Below are 21952 nucleotides of genomic sequence, written 5' to 3'. Positions count from 1 at the left end.
CCCGGCCCTCTCCCGCGAGCGGGAGAGGGAGGGGATGCGCGGCGGTTCGACGATATGCGGGTAACGCGGCTCGCCAAATCGGTAAGGCGCGTTACTGACCCTTGTTGTCGACGCGTGTCACTGGCGCTTGCAGTCCACCACCTGCTCCGCATCGGTTCCGTAGGCGACCTCATGCAAGGTGATCGACGTCCCCTTCGATGCCTGCAAACCGAACGGCACGATCAGCTTGCCCATGTCCGCGCCGGCCGCGCGCACGCACTTGAGCGGCACGCCGATGCGCTGCCATTGCCCGCGCGGAAAGCCGCGCAGGATCTCGCCGAATGGAACCTTCGCTTCGCACTTAGGCCCGCACGCGGCGAGCAGGTTGGCATCGCCCGCGCCGACCGCATCGACCTTCAAGGTGATCAGCAACTGCACATCGCCATTGGTTTCGCGCACCAGTTCCAGCGGCGCGTCGGCGACCCATTCGACCTTCGCGTCGCCCTTCCAATCGACCCGCCACGCATCTTCCTGCGCCTTGTAGTCGACCGCCGACACCGCGATCGCGCCGTCGGCGGACGCCAGCGGCGGCTTGATCGCCTGCGACGGCTTGCCTTGCGAATCCACCCGCAAGGTCCATCCGCGCGGCAACGCGCCCCGGCCGAGGAACTGCATCGAACGCTGGTCGATATCGGCCGTGCCCGGGTCTTCCGGCAATACGCCGACCTTCGCGTCCTTGGCGTAAGTCAGGCCATAACCGAACGCGAACTGCGGCGAGTAGTCCTTGTCGCCGACGTTCGCCACCTGCACCGCGGTGCGCGGCCACGAGTACGACAGCTTGCCCTTGAAGTCGTGGGCGATGCCGCCGCGATCGTTGCGCAGCAGCACATCGGCGATGCCGGCGCCCTCCGAACCGGGCAACCACGCGGCGACGAACGCGTCGGAGGCGTTGATCTCGCGATTGACCCACAACGGCCGGCCCGACAACAACACGCTCACCACCGGGATGCCGTCGGCCTTGAGCCGCTTGATCGTCTCCAGTTCGGGATTGCGCGTCGGACGAAACGCGAGCGTGCGCAGATCGCCCTGGAATTCGGCATACGGGTCTTCGCCGTAGACATAGATCGCGACGTCGGGCTTGTCCTTGTACTTGCCGTCCACTGCCAGTTCGGCGTGGCCGCCGGCGGCTTCGATCTGTTCGCGCAGGCCGGTCCAGATCGACTGCGCATTGGGGAAATCGGACGGTTTCAGGCCGGTTCCCTGCCAGTTCAAGGTCCAGCCGCCGGATTGCTTGGCGATGTTGTCGGCGCCGTCGCCGAGCACCAGCACGCGCTCCTTGGGCGAAATCGGCAGCACGCGGTTGTCGTTCTTGAGCAGCACCAGCGACTCGCGCACTGCCTGGCGCGCGATCGCGCGATGCTCGGGACTGCCGAGCAGCTCGAACTTGCCGCCCAGCGGACGCTTGGACGGCGCGCCGGCTTCGAACAGGCCCAAGCGCAGCTTGACCCGCAGGATCCGGGTCACCGCATCGTCGAGCCGGGCCATGCTGATCTCACCGCTTTTCACCTGCTTGAGCGCACTGTCGTAATAGCCGCGCCAACTGTCGGGCGTCATCAACATGTCGACGCCGGCGTTGAACGCAGCCGCGCAGTTTTCGTTGCTGCATCCGTCCAGCTGGCCGTGCGCGTTCCAGTCGCCGATCACGAAGCCGTCGAAACCCATACGCTGCTTGAGCACGCCGGTCAGCAGATCGGCATTGCCGTGCATCTTGCGGCCCTGCCAACTCGAGAACGAGGCCATCACTGTCTGCGCGCCGGCCTTCAACGCCGGCGGATAACCGGCGCCATGCACGTCGCGCAGTTCGTTTTCGCTGATCTTCGCATCGCCCTGATCGCGGCCTTCGAAGGTACCGCCGTCGGCGAGGAAGTGCTTGGCCGAGGCGATCACGTGCGAGCCGTCGAGGAACTGCTTCGTGCCGACCTTGCCCTGCAGGCCTTCGATCGCCGCGGCCGCATAGCTGGCGACCACCCGCGGATCTTCCGAATAGCCTTCGTAGGTGCGGCCCCAGCGATCGTCGCGCGGCACGGTCAGGGTCGGCGCGAAGGTCCACTCCATGCCGGTGCTGCGCACCTCGGCCGCGGTCGCCGCGCCGATGCGGCGGATCAAGTCCGGGTTGCGGGTCGCGCCCAGGCCGACGTTGTGCGGGAACAGCGTCGCGCCGATCAGGTTGTTGTGGCCATGCACCGCGTCGATGCCGAAGATGATCGGGATCGCGACCTTGCCGTCGCTGGCGTCCATCGATGCGTTGTAGAACTTGTCGGCGATGTCCAGCCATTCCTGCGGCGGCGCGGCGTAATTGCCGCCCGGCTCGGAAATGCCGCCGGGTTCGGAATTGCCGCCGGCCAGCACCGAGCCGATGTGGTACTTGCGCACGTCCTCGGGCGTGGCGCTGTTGATGTCGGCCTGCACGATCTGGCCGACCTTCTCCTCCACGCTCATCTTCGCCAGCAGCGCGGCGATCCGCGCTTCCAGCCTGGCGTCGCGCGGGATCGGCGCCTTCAGCGCCGGCCAGTGGGCCGGATCGATCGTCGCCGCGTCGGGCTTGACCCCGTCGGCGGCCGCCACCGGCCCGCACAGCAAGGCCAGGGCCAGGCATCCGGACAGCCGCCGGCGCGCCGGCCAGCGGCTTTGGATCGATGGAATGACGGCGGACGCGTGGCCGCGGGTGGATGCCTTCATGCAGTGCTCCTGGTGACCGTAATGACGATATGCGCCATAAGCCGATGCGGCGTTGCGCGATGGATGGCAGTATTGGCCGCGCGATCTGGCAAAATACGCAGAACACGCGACAAGGGAAACGACCGGCTATGCGGGTTCGCATCGAAGATGTGGCGGAAGCGGCGGGCGTGTCGATGAAGACCGTCTCGCGCGTGCTCAACCAGGAACCCAACGTCAGCGAGGAAACGCGCAAGCGCGTGGAAGCCGCGGCGCGCAAGCTCCAGTACCGGCCCAACCCGTCCGCGCGCAGCCTCGCCGGCCAGCGCTCGTACCTGGTCGCCTTGCTCTACGACAACCCGTCGAGCAACTACCTGATGGAAGTGCAGGCCGGCATGCTCGATGCCTGCATCGCGCACCACTACAACCTGATGCTCGCGCCGGTGACCTACGGCGAGCGCAAGTTCGTGGCCCACGTCGACGAGATCATCCAGCACTCGCGCGCCGACGGCCTGGTGCTGACGCCGCCGCTGACCGATCACCCGGGGCTGATGAAGCGGCTCGGCCAGCTCGGCATTCCTTACGCCAACATCTCGCCCAAGCTGCGCGGCGGCCGCATCGGCGTGGTGCTCGACGAGGAGCGCGCGGTGCGCGAGATGATGGCGCACTTGGTGTCGCTGGGGCATCGCCGCATCGCCCACATCAAGGGCCATCCCGAGCACGGCGCCAGCCAGTGGCGCTTGAACGGCTACCGCGACGGGCTGGCCGCGGCCGGCATCGAGTACGACCCCAGCCTGGTGATCGAAGGCGACTTCCACTACGACACCGGCGCGATCTGCGCCCAGCGCCTGCTGCTGATGGACAACCCGCCGACCGCGATCTTCGCCGCCAACGACGACATGGCCGCCGGCACGATCCGCACCGCCAGCGAAATGGGCTTGTCGATTCCCGGCGACGTGTCGGTGTGCGGTTTCGACGACACGCCGATCTCGCGTCAGATCTATCCGCCGCTGACCACGGTGCGCCAACCGACCCGCGAAATGGGACGCCTGGCCACGCACGAACTGTTCAAGCGGATCAAGGCGCCCGACGGCGGCCAGATGATCACCGCCGGTTACGAATTGCAGCTGCGCCAGTCGACCGGCCCGGTCGGCAAGGGCCGCGCGCCGCGTCGACGCTGAGGCGTCGCGTCGGCGGACAGCGCGCACGCCCGCTGCGAAAAAGCCTTGCGCAGCTGCGCTGAGTACGGCGCGCCTGTACGCGGACGGCGCGGTCGCGACCGACGTGGACGCGACCTGCCTGGACGCGAACGTTCGCGCCGCCGCCTTCACCAGAACAGCGCGTACAGCGCGATCAGGATCGCCAGCACACCGACCGCGGCGATATTGAACGACGGCGAAGTCGCAAAGCTCACCCCGTCGCCCTGGATGCGGTCGCGGCCGGCGCCCGACGGCGTCGCCAGCGACACGATCACCGCCAGCGCGGCCGCGAGCAGGAACACCACGCCGACGCGATTGACGAACGGCAGCTCCGGCCAGGCGAACTTCAACGCGAGCGACAACAGGAACGAACCCAGCGCCGCGGCCAATGCGCCGGCTTCGTTGGCGCGCTTCCAGAACAGGCCGAGCACGAAGATCACCACGATGCCCGGGGTGAAGAAACCGGTGTATTCCTGGATGTACTGGAAGCCCTGGTCGAAGCCGCCGATCAGCGGCCGCGCGGTCACGATCGCGATCGCGATCGACACCGCCGCGGCGATGCGGCCGACCCGCACCAACTGCTTCTCGCTCGCCTGCGGCTTGTACTTGGCGTAGAAATCCAGGGTGAAGATGGTCGCGACCGAATTGATCTTCGACGCCAGCGAAGCGACGATCGCCGCGACCAGCGCCGCGAACACCAGGCCGAGCACGCCGCTGGGCAGCAGCGTCATCATCGCCGGATAGGCATCGTCGGAGCGTTGCAAACCCGGCGCCAGCATTAGCGCGGCGATGCCCGGCAGCACCACGATGATCGGCAGGATGATCTTGAGCCCGGCGGCGAACACGATGCCCTTCTGCGCCTCGCGCAGGTCCTTGGCCGCGAGCGCGCGCTGGATGATGTACTGGTTGAAACCCCAGTAGCTCACGTGCATCACCCACAAGCCGCCGAGCAACACGCCGATGCCGGGCAGGTCCTTGTAGTGCGGATTGTCCGGCGACAGGATCATCTTGAAGTGGTCCGGATGGGTCGCCATGAGCTTGTTGAAACCGGCCAGCACGCCCGCGCCGTCGCCGATCTTGCTCAGGGTCAGGCCGGCGACCATGAGCCCGCCGAGCACCAGCAGCGCGACCTGCACGATGTCTGTCAACGCCACCGCCTTGAGCCCGCCGTACAGCTGATAGGCGAGCGCGAACAATCCGAGCAGCGCCAGCGCCAGCATCTGGTCCATGCCGGTCACCTGCGCCACCGCGAGCGAACCCAGCCACACGATCGAGGTCAGGTTCACGAACACGTACAGCCCGAGCCAGAACACCGCCATCAGGGTGCGGATGCGGTTGCCGTACCGCTCCTGCAGGAACTGCGGCATGGTGTAGATGCCGTTGCGCAGGAAGATCGGCAGGAAGAACTTGCCGACGACCAGCAGCGTCGCCGCCGCCATCCATTCGTAGGAGGCGATCGCCAATCCCAGCGCATAGCCCGAGCCCGACATGCCGATGATCTGTTCGGCCGAGATGTTGGCCGCGATCAACGACGCGCCGATCGCCCACCACGGCAGCGACTTGCTGGCGAGAAAATAGTCCTTGGCGGTTTTCTCGTGGCCGGCCTTTTCGCGCGAGACCCATTGCGCGAGGGCGAACACGCCGGCGAGGTAGACCAGGACGATGATGGTGTCGAGCAAGGGAAGTTTCATGGAACTCCGCGGGGTGTGGGCGGTGTTGCGGATGGTTTATTGCCTGTTGTTTGTCGTTTGTCGTTTGTCGTTTGTCGGGCATTGAATGTCGCTTCGAATCTCTCAATTCGTCATTCCCGCGAACGCGGGAATCCAGCGACTTTCGTGCGGCAGCGTCAGAGTCACTGGATTCCCGCGTTCGCGGGAATGACGTCTTGGATAGACGCCGGAATCTCGTTGTCGCGCCGTCCCCGCATCGTCAGGCGCAACAACAAACCCCCGCCGCCCCGACCCCCGCACCATGGGGGTGTGCGCGGATCGAAGCGGCGAAGCCGGACGCCTGCGGGCGGCGATCAGAAATTCCAACGCACCCTCATGCCATAGCTGCGCGCATCGTTGAGGAAGCGCACGTTGACGCCTGAGCCGACCAGCGCTTTCTGCGACACGTCCTTGTTGGTCAGGTTGCTGCCCCACAGCTCGAAGCGCCACGCGCCGTCGAGGGTGGTGAAGCCGGCGCCGGCGTTGATCTGGGTAAAGCCCTTCTGCTCGTCCGGGAAACCGGCCGTGGCCGCATCCTCGATCCGGTCGACCGTGCCCTGGGTGTCGCGCAGGAAGGTCACGTCGCGATCGTTGTACTGGGTCAGGAAGAACGAGGAGCGATAGGCCGCGAGCACCTGCCAGTCGAAGGTGCCGCGGCTGAAATCGATGGCGTGTTGCAGGCGCGCGTTGAAGGTGAACTTCGACGACAGCGGCAGCTCGTTGCCGGTCAGGTCGATCTGCGAGGTGATGCCGCCGTTGCCGAAGTCCTGGCTGCGCACGTCGGCGACCACGCCTTTCTTGATTTCGGTCTGCAAGTACAGGGCGTTGAGGTCGAGGGTGAAGCCGCCGCCGAATCGCAGCCGGCTCTCGGCCTCGATGCCGTACAACTCGGACTTGCCGACGTTGCGATTGACCAAAGCGAAGCCGGTGGCTTCGCCGTCGGGATTGAACGCGATCACGGTCAGGTCCTGGAACACCTGATCGGCGTAGTCGTAGTAGAAACCGCTGATGTTGAAGGTCGAGGTGCGGCCGAGGAATTCGAAGCTGTTCTTCGAGCCGATTTCGAACGCGGTCAGTTCCTCGGGCTTGTACGTCTCCGGGATCGCGTTGACGTCGAAGCTGTCGTTGAAACCGCCGGCCTTGTGGCCGGTGGAAACCGTCGCGTACAGCAGGTTGCGATCGCTCAGGTCGTATTCGAAGCCCACCCGCCAGTCGAGGAAGTCGAACGCGCTGGAGCCGTGCTGTTCCGACGGAATGCCGAGTGCGATGAAGCTGTGCTGGCCGTTGGCCGGGCAGTCGACGGTGTTGCCGCCGATATCGGGGCGATCGATGCAGGTGCCGTTCGGACGGCTGCCGTCGACGATGCCCTGCAACTGCTGCTGCATGGTGTCGCGCGCGCCGGCCTGGACGATGCCCTGCAACAGGAAGCGCGCCATGTCGGCATTGCTGGTCAGGCCGGTGGTGTTGAAATTGGGCCGGTCGAGCAAGGTCGGCTTGAAGCCTTCGGTGCCCAATCGGGTCTGGAACACGCCGCCGTCGCCGCCCAGGCCGATGGTCCAGTTGCCGCCGATGCCGTCGCGCGACTTGCGCTCGTCGGTGTAGCGCAGGCCGCCCTTGACCCGCAAGCGCTCGTTGACGTCGAAGGTGCCGTCGCCGAACGCCGCCCACGACTTGCCGTCGACATCGGGCATGGTGAATTCGGTGCCCGAGTAGAACGCGCCCTTGTCGGTCAGCGACATGAAACCGACCTGCTGCTTCTCGTGGAAATAGAAGCCGCCGGTGGTCCAGCGGAAACGCGCGTCGTCGTCGGACGACAGGCGCAGTTCGTGGGTCTGCGCCTGCGAACGCGCCTGCAGGTAGTTGGTGTTGAAAACGTCGTAGTCGATACCGCCCGCGCTCGCCGGCGCGCCCGGCGGGCGCAGGCTCAGATCGCGGCCGGGCCAGGTGTTGCCGACCGAACCGGAGTTGATCTGGAAATAATCGACGTCGCGATAACTGCCGTTGTATTCCAGGTTCACCCCGCCGAAGTCGTAGCGCACCGTGCCCTGGAAGCCCCACAGCTTGTTGTCGACCTTGCCCTGCACGCCGCGGTACACCACCGACCGCATGTCGATGTCGTCGGGCTTGAAGCCGGCCTGCGCGGCTTCGAACACGCCCGCGCCGGGATAGCCGGTGCCCAGTTCGCGGCCGACGTCGAGCATCGCGAACACCGACAGCTTGTCGTCGGGTTCGTACAGGAACGACAGGCGCCCGGCGCTGTCGTCCTGGATGCCGGCGGGTTTGAGATGCTGGTACAGGCCGGCGTTCTTGAAGCCGGCTTCCTTCTCGATGTGGTAGCCGGCAAAGCGCAGCGCGGCGTAGTCGCCGAGCGGGAAATTCAGCGCGGTCTCGTAGCCTGTCTGATCGCGGTTGCCGACTTCGCCCTGCACGTAGCCGCTGAAATCGCCGCCCAGTTCGGGCCGCTTGGTCACGATGTTGAGCGTTCCGGCCAGCGCATTGCGGCCGCGCAGCGTACCTTGCGGGCCCTTGTTGATTTCGACGCGTTCCAGATCGTAGAACATGCCGCCCAGGCCGCGCGGCCGCGGGATGTAGGCGCCGTTGACGTGCGGCGCCGCACCCGGATCGCCGAGTTCGGTGTTGTTGGACGAACCCACGCCGCGGATGAAGACTTCGGTCGCGCCCTCTTGATTCGCGATGCTCAGGCCGGGCACGGCGACCTGGAGCTGGCGCAGTTCGTTGTTGATGCCCAGGCCGCGCAGATCGTCCTGCGACAACGCCTGCGCGGTGCCGGCGTACTTCTGCAGGCTCTGTTCGCGGCGTTCGACGGTGACGATCACCGAATCCAGGTCGGTGGCTTGCGTGTCCGATGCGGCTTTCGTATCGGCCGGCGCGGCGGCGTCCTGGGCGGCGGCCTGCCCGGCCAGCAACACGGCGAAGATCGCGAAACTCAAGTTCGAACAGCGCGCGCGCGCCTGCTTGGACACCTTCATCAAAACGTCCCCTCCCGGTGTCGGCTTGCAGGCCGATCGTGTTGTCGTGCTTGAGAGCAACCCAGACCCGAGCGCGCGCATGCGCAGCCGGCCGGTAGCCGTGCGGGAAGCTTGTAGCGCGGCCATGACAGCGCTGTCAACCGAAAGACACCGATGCGGCGATGCAACATGACCGCGCGAAACAATCACGAGCGCGACGCGGTGGCGACATCGGCCCCGCCGGAGCGTGATGGCAATCACGCGCGTTGCGCGTTCATGCGCGCACAGCGTGTTTTCGACGCGCGGCGCGCCATGGTGCCCGCGACGAAAGTCGGCATCGATGCGCGCGACTGAGCAGCGCCGTCGTCATCGCATTGCGTGAATCGGCGCGTGCGCGATTGCGCAATGCATCAAGGGATTGCGCGGGGCCGGATCGTATACGGATGCGCGAGATCGCTGCGCGCTCGGTCGCGCGAGGTCGCAGGCGATCGGCGCGACCCGGGCGATGCACAAAGAACCCCGGCCGAAGCCGGGGTTCCGTGGTACTGCGCGCGAGCACGGACCGGACTTACGGAACCGCGTCGGTCGCCTTGTCCGCGTTGAGGATGCCCGAGCCGATCGCCGGGTTCTGCACCGACGGGAACGGCGTTATGTTCGCGGGCGCCTTGATGATCGTCTCGATCTGCGCCGGCGTCAGGCTCGCGCCGCCCGGCTTGGACTTCATCAGCGCGACCACGCCGGCCACGAACGGCGCCGCCATCGAGGTGCCGCTGTAGTTCACGTAGGTCGGCGAGCCTATCGTGGTGGTGCCGGTGTTGAGCGTCGACAGGATGCTCGCGCCCGGCGCCGCCACGTCCACCGACGGTCCCCAGTTGGAGAAGCTGGCGCGCACGCCGGCCGAGGTGGTGGCGCCGACGTTGATCACGTTGGCGCAGCTGGCCGGCTGGAAGTTGGCCGCGTTGGCGTTGCTGTTGCCGGCCGCTACGACCACTGTCACGCCGCGCGTCAGGACCGCACCGTTGATCGCGGTCTGGAAGGTCGAGCTGCACACGCCGCTGCCGCCCAGGCTCATGTTGATGACGGTGGCCTTGTTGGCGCCGACCGACGGCACGCCGGCGACCGTGCCGCCCGAGGCCCAGGTGATGCCGTCGGCGATATCGGCCAGGCTGCCGCCGCACTTGCCGAGCACGCGCACACTCAGCACTTTGGCCTTGAACGCGGTGCCGGCGACGCCGACCGCGTTGTTGGTCACCGCCGCGGCGATGCCGGTCACGTGGGTGCCGTGCCAGCTCGACGGATTCGGGCTGCAGAAATCGCCCGGATCGCTCGGATCGCTGTCGCGGCCGTTGCCGTCGGCGGCGGCGGTGACGTTGCTGATGAAGTCATAGCCGAGCGGCGAGGTCAGGTTGGCGGCCAGATCCGGATGGCTGGTGATGCCGGTATCGACCACCGCGATGATCGTGCCCTGGCCCTGATAGGTGTTGTCCCAGGCGGTGTTGGCGCGAATGCCCCAGGTGCCGCTCAGGCCGAACTGCGAGGGATAGTTGGGATCGTTCGGCGTCAAGGCGACGGTGAACCACGAATTGGGCTCGATGTATGCCACGTCGGGATTGGACGCGATCTGCTGCATCAATGTGGTCGCGGCGACGACGTCGAGCGGACGGCTGACTTCGATCAGCTCGCCGCCGGTCGAGACCGGACGTACGCGCTTGATGGTCAGGTCTTTCTGGCCGAGCGTGCGCACGGCGGTGTCGAGCTGACGCTGCAGATCCAGGCTCTTGGGCGTGCCCGACTTGTAGGCGACGATGAAACCGGCCACCGGCCGGTCGGGATCGAGACTGGTGAGATTGACGCGATCGGCGGCGAATGCCGGCGCGGCGGCGAGAACGGCGACAGTGGCGAGCGCAAGCAGGTGCAGACGAGGCTTGAGGTGCGAAGACATTGCGAAACTCCCGTGAGGTTTCGTTGGCCGCAGGTTGCGGCGGAACCGTCCTGGTCCCCATCTCGCGATAGAGCTGAATGACTGTCTTACGCGAGTGCGTCCGGACGTGTCGGCGGACAGCGCTATGTCCGCGTTACGCAGCCTAGACGGGAATATTTATTCGACAACTCATAAAACGTTATTCGTCACAAGCGATTCGTTGATGCGGGTCATGGATTGCACTTCGTTTTTATCGGTGTGTGCATTGACTACGCCACTTTCGTATGCGTCTTCGTCGCGCTCCATCGTGCGCGGACTGCATAAGCGATTCGCATCGATCAAAAGTAACTGCGACGGCGGATGTGAAATGCGCAACCACGCGATCGCACACGCGGCGGCGGATGCAACCGATAGTGGCAAGGCAATCGCGCGCTGCGTCGATCGAAGCATGCGATCCGTCGCCGCCGGTGAACCGTTCGCGCTGCGAAGTCGTTTCCACGCGCGCGTGTCGGCGCGTGTCGCCGCTCGCTCTCGACGGCCGCCACCGGCCGGAGTAAGGTCGGCAGCGAGCGCATCGCCGCGGCCGGGCGAACCCGTTGGTTCGCCGCCTTATCGAGTCTTGTCATGAACGCCGCAGCCCAACCGCTCCAGCCCTCGCGGGCCGGCAGGCCCTTGCCTGCCCAAGACAACGAGCTTGCCAGGCCGCTCGCCACCGCGCCTGCCGAGCTGGACACCGAGCAGCCGCTGCCTGCGGCCATGGGCCATTGCCTGCTGGTCCACGGTTTCCTCAACACCGAGGAATGCGCAGCCCTGATCGATGCCGCCGAAGCGCGCGGTTTCGTCGGCGCCGGCAGCGACTATCCGCCTTCGTACCGCAACAACGATCGCCAGGTGCTCGATGACGATGCGCTCGCGCGTCGTCTGTTCGAACGCCTGCGCGCGTACGCGCCCGAGCGGCTGGTCGATGCCGACGGCGCCGGCTGGCGCCTGCACGCGCTCAACGAACGGCTGCGCCTGTGCCGCTATCGGCTGGGCCAGCGCTTCAACATCCATCAGGACGGCGTGCATCACCGCGGCGCCGATGAGCGCACGCGCCTGACGTTCATGATCTATCTCACCGACGGCGAGGCCTTCGACGGCGGCGACACCGTGTTCTATGCGCAAGGCCCGCAAGGCGGAGCCGACGACGCGCCGCCGGTCGTCGCGCGAGTGCGGCCGCGCGCCGGCCTGCTGATCGTGTTCGATCATGCGCTGTGGCATGCCGGCGAAGCGGTCACGCGTGGGGTCAAGCACATCCTGCGCAGCGATCTGTTGTACCGGCGCGAGCGGCCGGCGCCGGTTGCGGCACCGGCCGCGTTCTCACCGGGCCACGACGGTTATGTGTGGAGCCTGGCGCGCCTGCGCGACGGGCGCATCGTCAGCAGCGGGCGCGATGCGGCGATCCGGGTATGGTCGCCCGAGGGCGCGCTGCAGGCGCGACTGCTCGATCATCGGCAGTCGGTGCTGGGCGTGTGCGAAGTCGGCCGCGATCGCTTGGCCTCGGTATCGCGCGATCGCAGCCTGCGCTGGTGGGATCTGCGCCGCGGCGAGTGCGTCGGCGAAGTCGCCGCGCACGATGCGGCGGTGCTGTCGCTGCTGCGGCTCGACGACGGGTGGCTGGCCAGCGGCGGCGCCGATGCGCGCATCGCGTTGTGGTCGCGGGACGGTGAGCATGTCGGCGACTTGCGCGGTCATCGCGGTTGGGTGTGGTCGTTGTGCGGACTCGATGCGGGGCGTCTGGTCAGCACTTCGGAAGACGGCGAACTGCGGTTGTGGGATGCGCGGTCGCAGAGCTGTCTGGATGTGTGGAGCGGAGCGACGCCGCTGCGCAGTGTGGATGCACGAGTCAATCCGCCGTCGCGCGGATCACTCGCGACGCATTGCGTCGCGATCGGCGACATCGCCGGGCGGGTTCGGCTGCTCGAACTGCACGGCGGTCGCTTCGTCGCGGTCCGCGATTGGCAGGCGCACGACGCGGCGGTGCGCCGGGTCCGCTGGCTGGACGACGGTCGGTTGGTCAGCTGCGGCGAGGACGGGCGTGTGCGGCTGTGGTCGCTCGAACGCGGCGGAGTGATCGCCGAACGCCGGCATGCGAACTTCGCCACCGATGCGATCGAACTTGCCGATGGGCGGCTGCTCAGTTGCGGCTACGACGGCGAGTTGCGGTTCGATGCGATGGATTGAGTATCCACGTCGCTGAGGCGGCGCGTCGATGAGCCCTCTCCCGCTTGCGGGAGAGGGTAGGGTGAGGGTCCACGACCGTGTTACGCCTTCCTCATTTCATGCATTCCCTCACCCCAACCCCTCTCCCGCACGCGGGAGAGGGGCTTTGAAGCGGCAGGCGTGACGCGTGTGGCGACGATCAGCTTTCGTACGCCGTCTCGCCATGCGTGGTGATGTCCAGGCCTTCGCGCTCGGCTTCTTCCGGCACGCGCAGGCCGACCACCAGCTTCACCAGCGCGAACGCGATCACCGACACCACGCCGGACCAGACCACGGTGATGCCGATACCGAGCGCCTGCACGCCGACCTGCGCGGCGATGGTGTCGTTGCCCGCGCCCAGGCCGAAGCCGCCCAGCGACGGCGAACTGAACACGCCGGTCAGCAGCGCGCCGATGATGCCGCCCAGGCCATGCACGCCGAACACGTCGAGCGCATCGTCCGCGCGCAGCAGACGCTTGAGGCCATGCACGCCCCACACGCACACCGCGCCGGCGATCGCGCCGATCGCGATCGCGCCGAACGGACCGACCGTGCCGCAGGCCGGGGTGATCGCGACCAATCCGGCGACCACGCCCGACGCGCCGCCGAGCATCGACGGCTTGCCCTTGATCACCTTCTCGACCAGGCTCCACGCCAACGCCGCGGCGGCCGTCGCCAGCAAGGTGTTGAGGAAGGCCAGCGCCGCGCCCGCGGTCGCTTCCAGGTTGGAGCCGGCATTGAAGCCGAACCAGCCCACCCACAGCAGCGACGCGCCGATCATGGTGAAGGTGACGTTGTGCGGCTTGATCGCCTCGCGCCCGTAACCCACGCGCTTGCCGACGAAGTACGCGCCGACCAGGCCGGCGACACCGGCGTTGATATGCACCACCGTGCCGCCGGCGAAATCGATCGCGCCCTTGGCGAACAGGAAACCGTCCGGCCCGTACCAGACCATGTGCGCGATCGGCAGGTAGGCGAAGGTGAACCACAGCGCCGAGAACAGCAGCACCGCCGAGAACTTGATGCGTTCGGCGAAGGCGCCGACGATCAGCGCCCCGGTGATCCCGGCGAAGGTCGACTGGAAGGCGATGAACACGTATTCGGGCAGCGACACGCCGGCGGTGAACGTCGCCGCCAGCGATTCCTTGTTGACGCCCTTGAGGAACAGCTTGTCGAGATTGCCGATGAAGGCATTGCCGCCGTTGAACGCCAGCGAATAACCGTAGACCACCCACAGCAACACCAGCAGCGAGAACACCGCCAGCACCTGCATCAGCACCGACAGCACGTTCTTGGAACGCACCAGCCCGCCGTAGAACAAGGCCAGGCCGGGTACCGTCATCAGCAGCACCAGCAGGGTCGAGGTCAGCATCCAGGCCACGTCGCCTTTGTCGACGACGGGCTTGGCCGCTTCGGCGGCGGCCGCGGCGTCCTGCGCGTGCGCCGGGCTCAGCGCCAGCAACGCGGCGAGCGGCAACGCGCTCCAGGCCAGGGTTCGCAACGCCCGCTCGCGCGAGCGGGGGTCGAGCATCGTTTCGTATTTCATGTCGTCTCTCGCAGGCGTGGAGTCAAAGGGCGTCGTCGTCGAGTTCGCCGGTGCGGATGCGCACCGTGTTCTCGACCGGCAGGACGATGATCTTTCCGTCGCCGACCTTGCCGGTGCGCGCGGCGTTCTGGATCGCTTCCAGCGCCGCGTCGAGCAGGCTGTCGGGCACGGCGCATTCGATCTTCAGCTTGGGCAGGAAATCGACGACGTATTCGGCGCCGCGGTACAGCTCGGTGTGGCCCTTCTGGCGGCCGAAGCCTTTGACTTCGGTGACGGTGATGCCCGAGACGCCGACTTCGGTCAGCGCCTCGCGCACCTCGTCGAGCTTGAACGGGCGGATGATCGCAATGATCAGTTTCATCTCGCAGCTCCGTGGTTCGTGATGGGTGGATGCGGTGCGGGCGCGGTCAGAACGCCTTGCTCACCGTCAAGGTGAAGGCGTCGTCGGCCAGGAAGTTGTTGTGGGCGTTGGTGTACAGGGCTTCTTCGGCGTCGGTGCTGCTGTACGCCGCCGCGATCGACACGCCGTTTTCGAAGCTCTTGGTCACCCCGAGCTTCCAGTCGGTGTATTCAAAAGCCTTGTTGTGCTCGATCCACTGCTTGCCGCCGTGCAGGTTGAGCGTCCAGGTCGGCTGGAAAGTCCAGTTGAGGTTCGCGTCGAGGTAGCCGCTGCCGTCGGAATCGGCATAGCCGAACAAGTCGGTGACCGAATACGAGTACTTGAGTCCAACCGACACCGTGTCGCTGGGCGCAAGCGTGCCGCCCAGGTAGATCTCGGTGGTGTTGGGGCTGTTGAAGCCGCCGGGGTAATCGCCGGGGTAGTAGTAGGTCAGCACGCCGACGTCGTAGGAGAAGATCTCGCCGGCCTTGCCGCGATAGCCCAGATAGCCGTCGAGTTCCAGGCTGCTGGAGATGTCGTCGCCGACGACGACCGTGTCGGACAGCCAGCTGATGTTGCTTCCCCAGGCGCCGACGTAGAAACCGCTGTCGTGCGCATATTCGATACCGCCTTGCAGAGCAAGCTCTTGGTTGGTCTGCGAGACCCCGCGGAAGAGGTAGTCCGAAGTCAGGCTGATCGAACCGGTGGTGCCGGCTTGCGCGTTGCCGGCCGCGATGGCGGACAGCGCGAGCGCGGCAACGAGCGCGGCCTTGAATCCGATGACGGTCAGGCCAGCGGGATTCGCGCCGACGGATTCGGCATTGACGCCCGTGGTCGCCTTGGCGACGGCATAAGCGTATTCAGTCTTGAGATGAGACGACATGACGCAGGCTCCTCATAAGCGGTGGCCCCTCCCCGGTCATTGCTGCGATGTTGCGCTGCGATTCGTGCCTGGCTCGAACCGGAGCTGGACGCGCGGTCGGACTCTGCGGTCCGCGCCTGCGTCTTGGATGTGTCCTCCTGCGTGTGCGTGGTGGTCGATGCGGTGGTCGTGCGCGCGGGAACGGCTTGGGCTCTCAGTGGCTTGGGTCGTGTTCCTGGTTCGCGCGGGTGCTTGGGACGTGTCTCGTTTTTGTCGTCTTGCTTGCCTTGCCGAAGTGCTTTGCGTTTCGTGTCGCGGGTTTTTCAGGCAAACACGATCCCGCGACGGCGGCCGAAGCGCGTCGTCGTGCGCGGTGGGCGCGTGGCGTCGCCCGTGGTGGAAGTTTTCGTCCCTGGAAGCGACACGGCCCGGAGCGTTAGCCCCGGGCCGTGTGCTGGTTCATCGCATGTCGCGCATCGCCGTCTCGCGCCGCCGCGTGGCGTCCCGCCGCGCCGCATCGAAGCGGCGCGGGCGATCGGGACGGCAGGCGGGTGGCGGGAAGGCGAAGTGATTCATGCGATCAGACTGCGTAGTACATCTGGTACTCAAGCGGGTGCGTCGCAGCGCGGAACTTGGTCACTTCCTGCATCTTCAGCGCGATGTAGCCGTCGATGAAGTCGTCGGTGAACACGCCGCCGGCCTTGAGGAACTCGCGATCCTTGTCCAAGGCTTCCAGCGCCTGGTCGAGTGAATGGCAGACGGTCGGAATGCCCTTCTCCTCTTCCGGCGGCAGGTCGTACAGGTCCTTGTCGCTCGGCGCGCCCGGGTCGATCTGGTTCTTGATGCCGTCCAGGCCGGCCATCATCAGCGCGGCGAAGGTCAGGTAACCCGACTGGATCGGATCGGGGAAGCGCATTTCGATGCGGCGCGCCTTCGGGTTGGCCACGTACGGAATGCGGCAGCTCGCCGAACGGTTGCGCGCCGAATAGGCCAGCATCACCGGCGCTTCGAAGCCCGGGACCAGACGCTTGTAGCTGTTGGTGCCCGAGTTGGTGAACGCGTTGATCGCGCGCGCGTGCTTGAACACGCCGCCGATGTACCACAGCGCCATCTGCGACAGACCGCCGTAGCCGTCGCCGGAGAACAGGTTGACGCCAGCCTTGGCCAGCGACTGGTGCACGTGCATGCCGCTGCCGTTGTCGCCGACGATCGGCTTGGGCATGAAGGTCGCGGTCTTGCCGTTGCGGTGGGCGACGTTCTTGATGACGTACTTCATCGTCAGCAGTTCGTCGGCCTTGGCGACCAGCGAGTTGAACTTGGTGCCGATCTCGCACTGGCCGGCGTTGGCGACTTCGTGGTGATGCACTTCGACTTCGATGCCGACCTGCTCCAGCGTCTTGCACATCTCGGCGCGGATGTCGTGCAGCGAGTCGAGCGGGGCGACCGGGAAATAGCCGCCCTTCACGCCGGGACGGTAGCCGCTGTTGCCGCCTTCGTATTCCTTGCCCGAGTTCCACGCGGCTTCTTCCGAATCGATATGGAAGAAGGTGTGGCCCATCTCATTGGCGTAACGCACCGAGTCGAAGATGAAGAATTCCGGTTCCGGACCGAAGAACGCCTGTTCGGCGATGCCGCTGGACTTCAGGTAGGCCTCGGCGCGCTTGGCGACGCCGCGCGGATCGCGCGTGTAGGCCTGCATGGTGGCCGGGTCGAGGATGTCGCAGGTCAGCACGATCGTCGGATCGGCGGTGAACGGGTCCAGGAACGCGGTCGAGGCGTCGGGCAGCAGGATCATGTCCGACTCGTTGATGCCCTTCCAGCCGCTGATCGAGGAGCCGTCGAACATCTTGCCGTCTTCGAACAGCGCCGGCTCGACGATCGACTTGGGGAAGGTCACGTGGTGCTGGACGCCACGCATGTCGGTGAAACGCAGATCGATGAATTCGACCTTGTGGTCCTTGACGAGCTTTTCGACGTGTTCGAGGGACATGGTTGTTCCGGTATTGGGAGTCGGGAAGGGGGAATCGTGCAACGCGAGGGCGTTGGTGCCGCCTGCATTGGGTATAAGCAAGCGGCGTGCCAACTTTTATTTATTCCTAACTAACTGATAAAAAAGTGATTTGTTTATCCCGCGTCGCAGCATTGCACCTTTTTGGATCACTTCCCACTTGATTGGCACCAATTTAGTGCGATCCATCTTTCGGCTATCCTGACCCGCCCCGCGAAGTCGCCCGCGACTACGCCGATTCCCGACTCCCCATTCCCGATTCCCGCCTCCCCCAATGACCGACCTGCTAGCCGCCCTGCTTCTGGGCATCATCGAAGGCATCACCGAATTCCTGCCGATCTCCAGCACCGGCCACCTGCTGATCGCCCAGCACTGGCTCGGCCACCGCTCGGACCTGTTCAACATCTCGATCCAGGCCGGCGCGATCCTGGCGGTGGTGGTGATCTACTGGAAGCGGCTGTGGGGACTGGCGACCGGTTTCACCCAGCGCGACAACCTCGACTACCTGCTCAAGCTCGGCCTGGCCTTCGGCCTGACCGCGGTGCTCGGCATCGCGGTCAAGAAGGCCGGTTTCACCTTGCCCGATCACGTCACCCCGATCGCCTGGGCGCTGGTGCTGGGCGGCGTGTGGATGGTCGCGGCCGAGCATTTCGCCGCCAAGCGCGCCGCCGCCCTGGGCGAGCGCAGCGAGATCACCTGGACCGTGGCGGCGCTGGTCGGCATCGCCCAGGTCGTGGCCGGGGTGTTCCCGGGCACCTCGCGTTCGGCCGCGACGATTTTCATCGCCCTGCTCGCCGGCACCACCAGCCGCGCGGCGGCGACCGAGTTCGCGTTCCTGGTCGGCATCCCGACCATGTTCGCGGCCAGCGGCTACGAGCTGATGCACGTGATCGGCACGCCGGCCGCGGCCAATGAAGACTGGAACGCGCTGGCGGTGGCCTTCGTCGCCTCGGCGGTGACCGCCTTCATCGCGGTGAAGTGGCTGTTGCGGTATATCCAGAGCCATCGCTTCACCGCGTTCGCGGTCTACCGCGTCGCGTTCGGCGCGGCCCTGTTGCTGCTGATGCCCTCGGGCAGCTGAGCGCGGCGCCTTTGATCCCCGCATCGGAATCGCATCGATGAACGAACAAGACCGCCTCGCCGAACAGCAGTTGCTCGACTACGTGCAGTTGTCCGGCGCCGAGCGCTACGCCGCGTTCCTGGAGTCGGTCGCGCGCACCGGCAAGTTCTGGGTCGCGGTGTCGGGCGAATTCGTGCTGACCTTGTTCGACGAAGACGGCCAGGAGCTGTTGCCGGCCTGGCCTTCGGCGGCGACCGCGCGCGCCTCGCTCGTGCGCGCGCCGCAGTTGCAGGCCTACGCGCCGGCCGAACGCGAGTTGAGCGTATGGCGCGAGCGCGCCGCCGCGTCGATGATCGAGGCCGGCGTGGTGGTGGGCGTGTTTCCGAACGAGCGCATGCAAAGCGCGGTGGTCGATGTCGTGCAGTTGCTCGCGCATCTGGACGATGTGCTGGCCGATGAGGGCGAGCTCGACGGCGAAGACAGCGCGGAGGATGCCGCGGCCGAAACGGGCCTGGACCTGGAACGCGCAAAGCGCGAACTGGCCGAGAAATTCGCCAAGCCGCGCGAGTCGTGACCTGCGTCGGCGCCATGACGCGCGCCGCATCGCAGTTCACTTCGCGCTGGCTCGCGGCTGAATGCGCTCGACCCCGCTGCTGACCCCATCGCCGGTTCCGGTCCGTTGATCCAGTCTTCGCAACGCAGCACGGATCATCCCCGCCCATGACTACCTCGCGCCTCTCTCCTCGCCGCCCGGCCGCCCTGTGGGCCGCCGCCTTGTCGACCGCGCTGCTCGCCGCCTGCGCCGCGCCGTCGCACAACCGCGATGCCAACGCCAAGGACGCCGCCATGCCCAGCGAATCGGCTTCGCCCGCCGCCACCGCCTCGAACGGTTCGATCGACCTGGGCGGCTACCGCTGGACGGTGGAGACGGCGACCGACAAAGCCGGCAAGCCGATCGCGGTGCTGCAGCGCGAAGGCAAGTACGCGCTCACCCTGAGCTTCGTCAAAGATCGGCTCGGCGTGTCGGGCGGCTGCAATCACGTCGGCGCGCAGTACGCGATCAAGGGCGCGCAGTTGGACGTGAAGGAATTCCAGACCACCTTGATGGCCTGCCAGGACCCGCGCCTGATGCAGATGGACACGGCGATCTCGCAGCAGTTGCAAGGCCGCAACACCTTCGCGATCGAAGGCGATGCACCGCAGCCGCGTTTGCGCCTGACCACCGCCTCGGGCGACACCTTGAACCTCAGCGGCGAAGCGACCGCGGAAACCCGCTACGGCGGCGCCGGCGCGACCGTGTTCCTGGAAGTCGACGCGCAGCGCCGCGCCTGCCCGCATCCGCTGATCCGCGATCACCAGTGCCTGTGGGTGCGCGAGCGCGGCTACGACGCCAACGGCGTGGCGCTCAAGCCCGGCAACGAATGGCATTTCCTGTACCAGGACATCGAGGGCTACAAGCACGAAGCCGGCGTGCGCAACGTGGTGCGGGTGAAGAAGTTCCAGATCAAGAATCCGCCGGCCGACGCGCCGTCGGTGGCGTATGTGCTGGACATGGTGGTCGAGAGCGAGCTGGTGCCGCCGCCGAGCCACTGAGCCCGCGCGAACGCGTCGGCGCGGTCTGTCGCTCAACCTCGCCGCCCGGGTCCTCAGCGGCGACGCACCACGTAGGTGTTCGGCCAGGCGTCGTGGAACCCACGACGCTTGGCGGTCAACAACACCGCCAGCGCATCGAACGGAATGAACCGGCCCACGGTGCGCTTGATGACCTTGCGCCACCCCGGGGGGCGGCCGTGTTCGTCGACCACCCGGGTTCCCGTCAGCAGCTTGCCGATGGTCACGCCCCACAGCGCTTCCTGCGGGATGTAGTAGATCGACGCGCCCACGAACAACGTCATCAGCGTGTACGCGGCCGGGCGGTTGACAACCATTTGTCCGGGCCCCACCAGCCACGACAACAGCGCGTACTCGATCGAAAAGATGAGCAGGTTGATCAGGAAATAATCGACCACGAAGGTCAGCAGCCTGCGCCAGCGTTCGGCCGAGACCGGCAACTGCGTCGCAGCGGTATCGACCACGGGCGTGTGGGGTGCGCGGTAAGGATTTTCCAGCATCTGAGCTCTCGGGGCGGATCGAACGGGCGCATTGTCGGCGCTTGCCGCCGCGCGTGCGAGCTCAGGTTTTCTTCACCACCAAGGTGCCGGCCAGACTGTCGTGCCAGCCGCTGCGGCGTTCGCCCGAGAACAGCAGCGAGAACGGTTCGAACGGAATGAACCGGCACAGCGAGCGGATCATGGCCTTTCCCGGGCTGGGCGGGTTGCCGTCTTCGTCGACCACGCGGGTGCCGGTGGCGAGTTTGCCCAGGGTGACGCCGAACGCGCCTTCCATGATCGTGTAGTACGCGATGGTCGCGCCGATGCTGAGGAACATATAGGCGATCGGGTCGCGCGGGGCTGCGTGGAGCAGGCCCAGCACGAAGCCGTAGACGAAACCGAACACCAGCGAATCGATGAGGTAGTTGAGAAAGCGCAGGCCCAGCCCGGCCGGCTCGAGTTCGACCTCGTGGACGACCGGCGAGACCGGCGCCGCGTACGGATCGACGCTGCGCGGGACCACTTGGTAAGGATTGTGGTTGTCGTTCAAGCGTCGCTCTCCTTGCTGTACGCGGGCCGTTTACGCGGATGGGATGGCTCGGGAGGCGAACCGAAGCCCCTCGGCGAACAGCCGCTCATCGGTCCATGCAGACAGCGTTATACGCGCAAAACCGGCGGCGTCGAAGGGGCGTTGGCGGCCATCGGACCGACTGCGTGCCGCCGCCGACACGCGGCGGCACACGCCGCTCAGCGGCTGCGCACGACCAGGGTCTTGGGCAGGCGATCGTGCCAGCCGGAGATGCGCTCGTCGCGCGAGAACAGCAGCGAGAACGCTTCGAACGGGATCAGCCGGGCGGCGGTGCGGCCGAGCACCTGGCCCCAGCTCGGCGGACGGCCCTGTTCGTCGACCACGCGGGTGCCGGTGACCAGTTTGCCCAGGGTGATCCCGAACATGCCTTCCAACGGCACGTAATACACCAGGATCATCGTCACGCTGATCAGCACGTTGCGAAGCGGATCGGGTTCCTGCATCGCGGTCACCACCGCTTCGCCGCCGATGCCGACGTAGACCACCATCGCCGCGAACATCACCGCGTAGCAGGCCAGGGTGTCGATCAGGTAATTGATGAAACGCTGGCCGCGGCTGGCGGTGACCAACTGGGCGACGCGCTCGGCCCGGCGCACTTGCGCCTGCGGCGCGTGGTAAGGGTTCTGGTTGTCGTCCATTGCGCCGGTTTCCTCGTCGATGGCGTCGATTCTAATCCAGCGCGGCG

General features: G+C 66.4%; 18 protein-coding genes. 6 read left to right on the top strand and 12 right to left on the bottom strand.

Annotated elements, in window-relative coordinates; genetic code table 11:
- Nucleotides 1-117: 117 nt before the first annotated feature.
- The gene (locus KME82_RS00935) at nt 118-2718 is read right to left on the bottom strand and encodes a glycoside hydrolase family 3 protein (RefSeq protein ID WP_215496867.1); all 2601 of its coding nucleotides are present in this window, start codon (nt 2716-2718) and stop codon (nt 118-120) included.
- A 44-nt stretch (nt 2719-2762) separates the two neighbouring features.
- Between KME82_RS00935 and KME82_RS00930 the strand changes: the two genes are divergently transcribed.
- Nucleotides 2763-3875, top strand: coding sequence for a LacI family DNA-binding transcriptional regulator (locus KME82_RS00930; RefSeq protein WP_345777998.1), 1113 nt, complete (start codon nt 2763-2765; stop codon nt 3873-3875).
- Nucleotides 3876-4021: 146 nt separating this feature from the next.
- Here KME82_RS00930 and KME82_RS00925 read toward each other — a convergent pair whose 3' ends face one another.
- Together KME82_RS00925 and KME82_RS00920 are read right to left on the bottom strand one after the other, a co-directional pair.
- The gene (locus tag KME82_RS00925; RefSeq protein WP_215496865.1) at nt 4022-5584 is read right to left on the bottom strand and encodes a sodium/sugar symporter; all 1563 of its coding nucleotides are present in this window, start codon (nt 5582-5584) and stop codon (nt 4022-4024) included.
- Nucleotides 5585-5916: 332 nt separating this feature from the next.
- Nucleotides 5917-8592: a TonB-dependent receptor gene (locus KME82_RS00920; RefSeq protein ID WP_215496864.1), complete on the bottom strand. Its 2676-nt coding sequence runs from the start codon at nt 8590-8592 to the stop codon at nt 5917-5919.
- A 168-nt stretch (nt 8593-8760) separates the two neighbouring features.
- On the opposite strand from KME82_RS00920, the gene KME82_RS00915 reads away from it, so the two are divergent.
- On the top strand, nt 8761-8925 hold the full coding sequence (locus KME82_RS00915; protein ID WP_215496863.1) for a hypothetical protein: 165 nt from the start codon (nt 8761-8763) through the stop codon (nt 8923-8925).
- Between the two features lie 214 nt (nt 8926-9139).
- Here KME82_RS00915 and KME82_RS00910 read toward each other — a convergent pair whose 3' ends face one another.
- Both KME82_RS00910 and KME82_RS00905 read right to left on the bottom strand, forming a co-directional pair.
- Nucleotides 9140-10513 (bottom strand): S8 family peptidase, encoded by a 1374-nt coding sequence (locus KME82_RS00910; RefSeq protein ID WP_215496862.1) that lies wholly within the window; start codon nt 10511-10513, stop codon nt 9140-9142.
- A gap of 168 nt (nt 10514-10681) precedes the next feature.
- Nucleotides 10682-10942, bottom strand: coding sequence for a hypothetical protein (locus tag KME82_RS00905; protein ID WP_215496861.1), 261 nt, complete (start codon nt 10940-10942; stop codon nt 10682-10684).
- A 174-nt stretch (nt 10943-11116) separates the two neighbouring features.
- Here KME82_RS00905 and KME82_RS00900 point away from each other — a divergent pair, with 174 nt between their 5' ends.
- Nucleotides 11117-12715, top strand: a complete 1599-nt coding sequence (locus KME82_RS00900) for a 2OG-Fe(II) oxygenase (RefSeq protein WP_215496860.1) — start codon at nt 11117-11119, stop codon at nt 12713-12715.
- A gap of 178 nt (nt 12716-12893) precedes the next feature.
- Here the strand turns inward: KME82_RS00900 and KME82_RS00895 are convergent, their stop codons facing one another.
- The 4 genes from KME82_RS00895 to glnA all read right to left on the bottom strand — a co-directional run bounded on the left by KME82_RS00895 (nt 12894) and on the right by glnA (nt 17510).
- The gene (locus tag KME82_RS00895; protein ID WP_215498919.1) at nt 12894-14264 is read right to left on the bottom strand and encodes an ammonium transporter; all 1371 of its coding nucleotides are present in this window, start codon (nt 14262-14264) and stop codon (nt 12894-12896) included.
- 37 nt (nt 14265-14301) lie between these two features.
- On the bottom strand, nt 14302-14640 hold the full coding sequence (locus KME82_RS00890) for a P-II family nitrogen regulator (protein WP_036113360.1): 339 nt from the start codon (nt 14638-14640) through the stop codon (nt 14302-14304).
- A gap of 46 nt (nt 14641-14686) precedes the next feature.
- Entirely contained in the window at nt 14687-15541 is an 855-nt protein-coding gene (locus tag KME82_RS00885) for a TorF family putative porin (protein WP_215496859.1), read from the bottom strand.
- Nucleotides 15542-16100: 559 nt separating this feature from the next.
- Complete coding sequence (glnA, locus tag KME82_RS00880; RefSeq protein ID WP_215496858.1) at nt 16101-17510, bottom strand: type I glutamate--ammonia ligase; 1410 nt, start codon at nt 17508-17510, stop codon at nt 16101-16103.
- A gap of 292 nt (nt 17511-17802) precedes the next feature.
- Here glnA and KME82_RS00875 point away from each other — a divergent pair, with 292 nt between their 5' ends.
- The 3 genes from KME82_RS00875 to KME82_RS00865 all read left to right on the top strand — a co-directional run bounded on the left by KME82_RS00875 (nt 17803) and on the right by KME82_RS00865 (nt 20181).
- Nucleotides 17803-18609, top strand: coding sequence for an undecaprenyl-diphosphate phosphatase (locus tag KME82_RS00875; RefSeq protein WP_215496857.1), 807 nt, complete (start codon nt 17803-17805; stop codon nt 18607-18609).
- Between the two features lie 37 nt (nt 18610-18646).
- Nucleotides 18647-19162, top strand: coding sequence for a DUF2750 domain-containing protein (locus tag KME82_RS00870; RefSeq protein WP_215496856.1), 516 nt, complete (start codon nt 18647-18649; stop codon nt 19160-19162).
- Nucleotides 19163-19308: 146 nt separating this feature from the next.
- Complete coding sequence (locus tag KME82_RS00865) at nt 19309-20181, top strand: META and DUF4377 domain-containing protein (protein WP_215496855.1); 873 nt, start codon at nt 19309-19311, stop codon at nt 20179-20181.
- 53 nt (nt 20182-20234) lie between these two features.
- Here the strand turns inward: KME82_RS00865 and KME82_RS00860 are convergent, their stop codons facing one another.
- The 3 genes from KME82_RS00860 to KME82_RS00850 all read right to left on the bottom strand — a co-directional run bounded on the left by KME82_RS00860 (nt 20235) and on the right by KME82_RS00850 (nt 21905).
- Nucleotides 20235-20699: an RDD family protein gene (locus KME82_RS00860; RefSeq protein WP_215496854.1), complete on the bottom strand. Its 465-nt coding sequence runs from the start codon at nt 20697-20699 to the stop codon at nt 20235-20237.
- 61 nt (nt 20700-20760) lie between these two features.
- Entirely contained in the window at nt 20761-21228 is a 468-nt protein-coding gene (locus KME82_RS00855) for an RDD family protein (protein WP_215496853.1), read from the bottom strand.
- A 197-nt stretch (nt 21229-21425) separates the two neighbouring features.
- Nucleotides 21426-21905 (bottom strand): RDD family protein, encoded by a 480-nt coding sequence (locus KME82_RS00850; protein ID WP_215496852.1) that lies wholly within the window; start codon nt 21903-21905, stop codon nt 21426-21428.
- Nucleotides 21906-21952: the final 47 nt, after the last annotated feature.

Source organism: Lysobacter capsici, from assembly GCF_018732085.1.
GTDB classification, from domain to species: Bacteria; Pseudomonadota; Gammaproteobacteria; order Xanthomonadales; family Xanthomonadaceae; genus Lysobacter; species Lysobacter capsici_A.
This window is presented reverse-complemented; position numbering and strand designations above follow the sequence as displayed.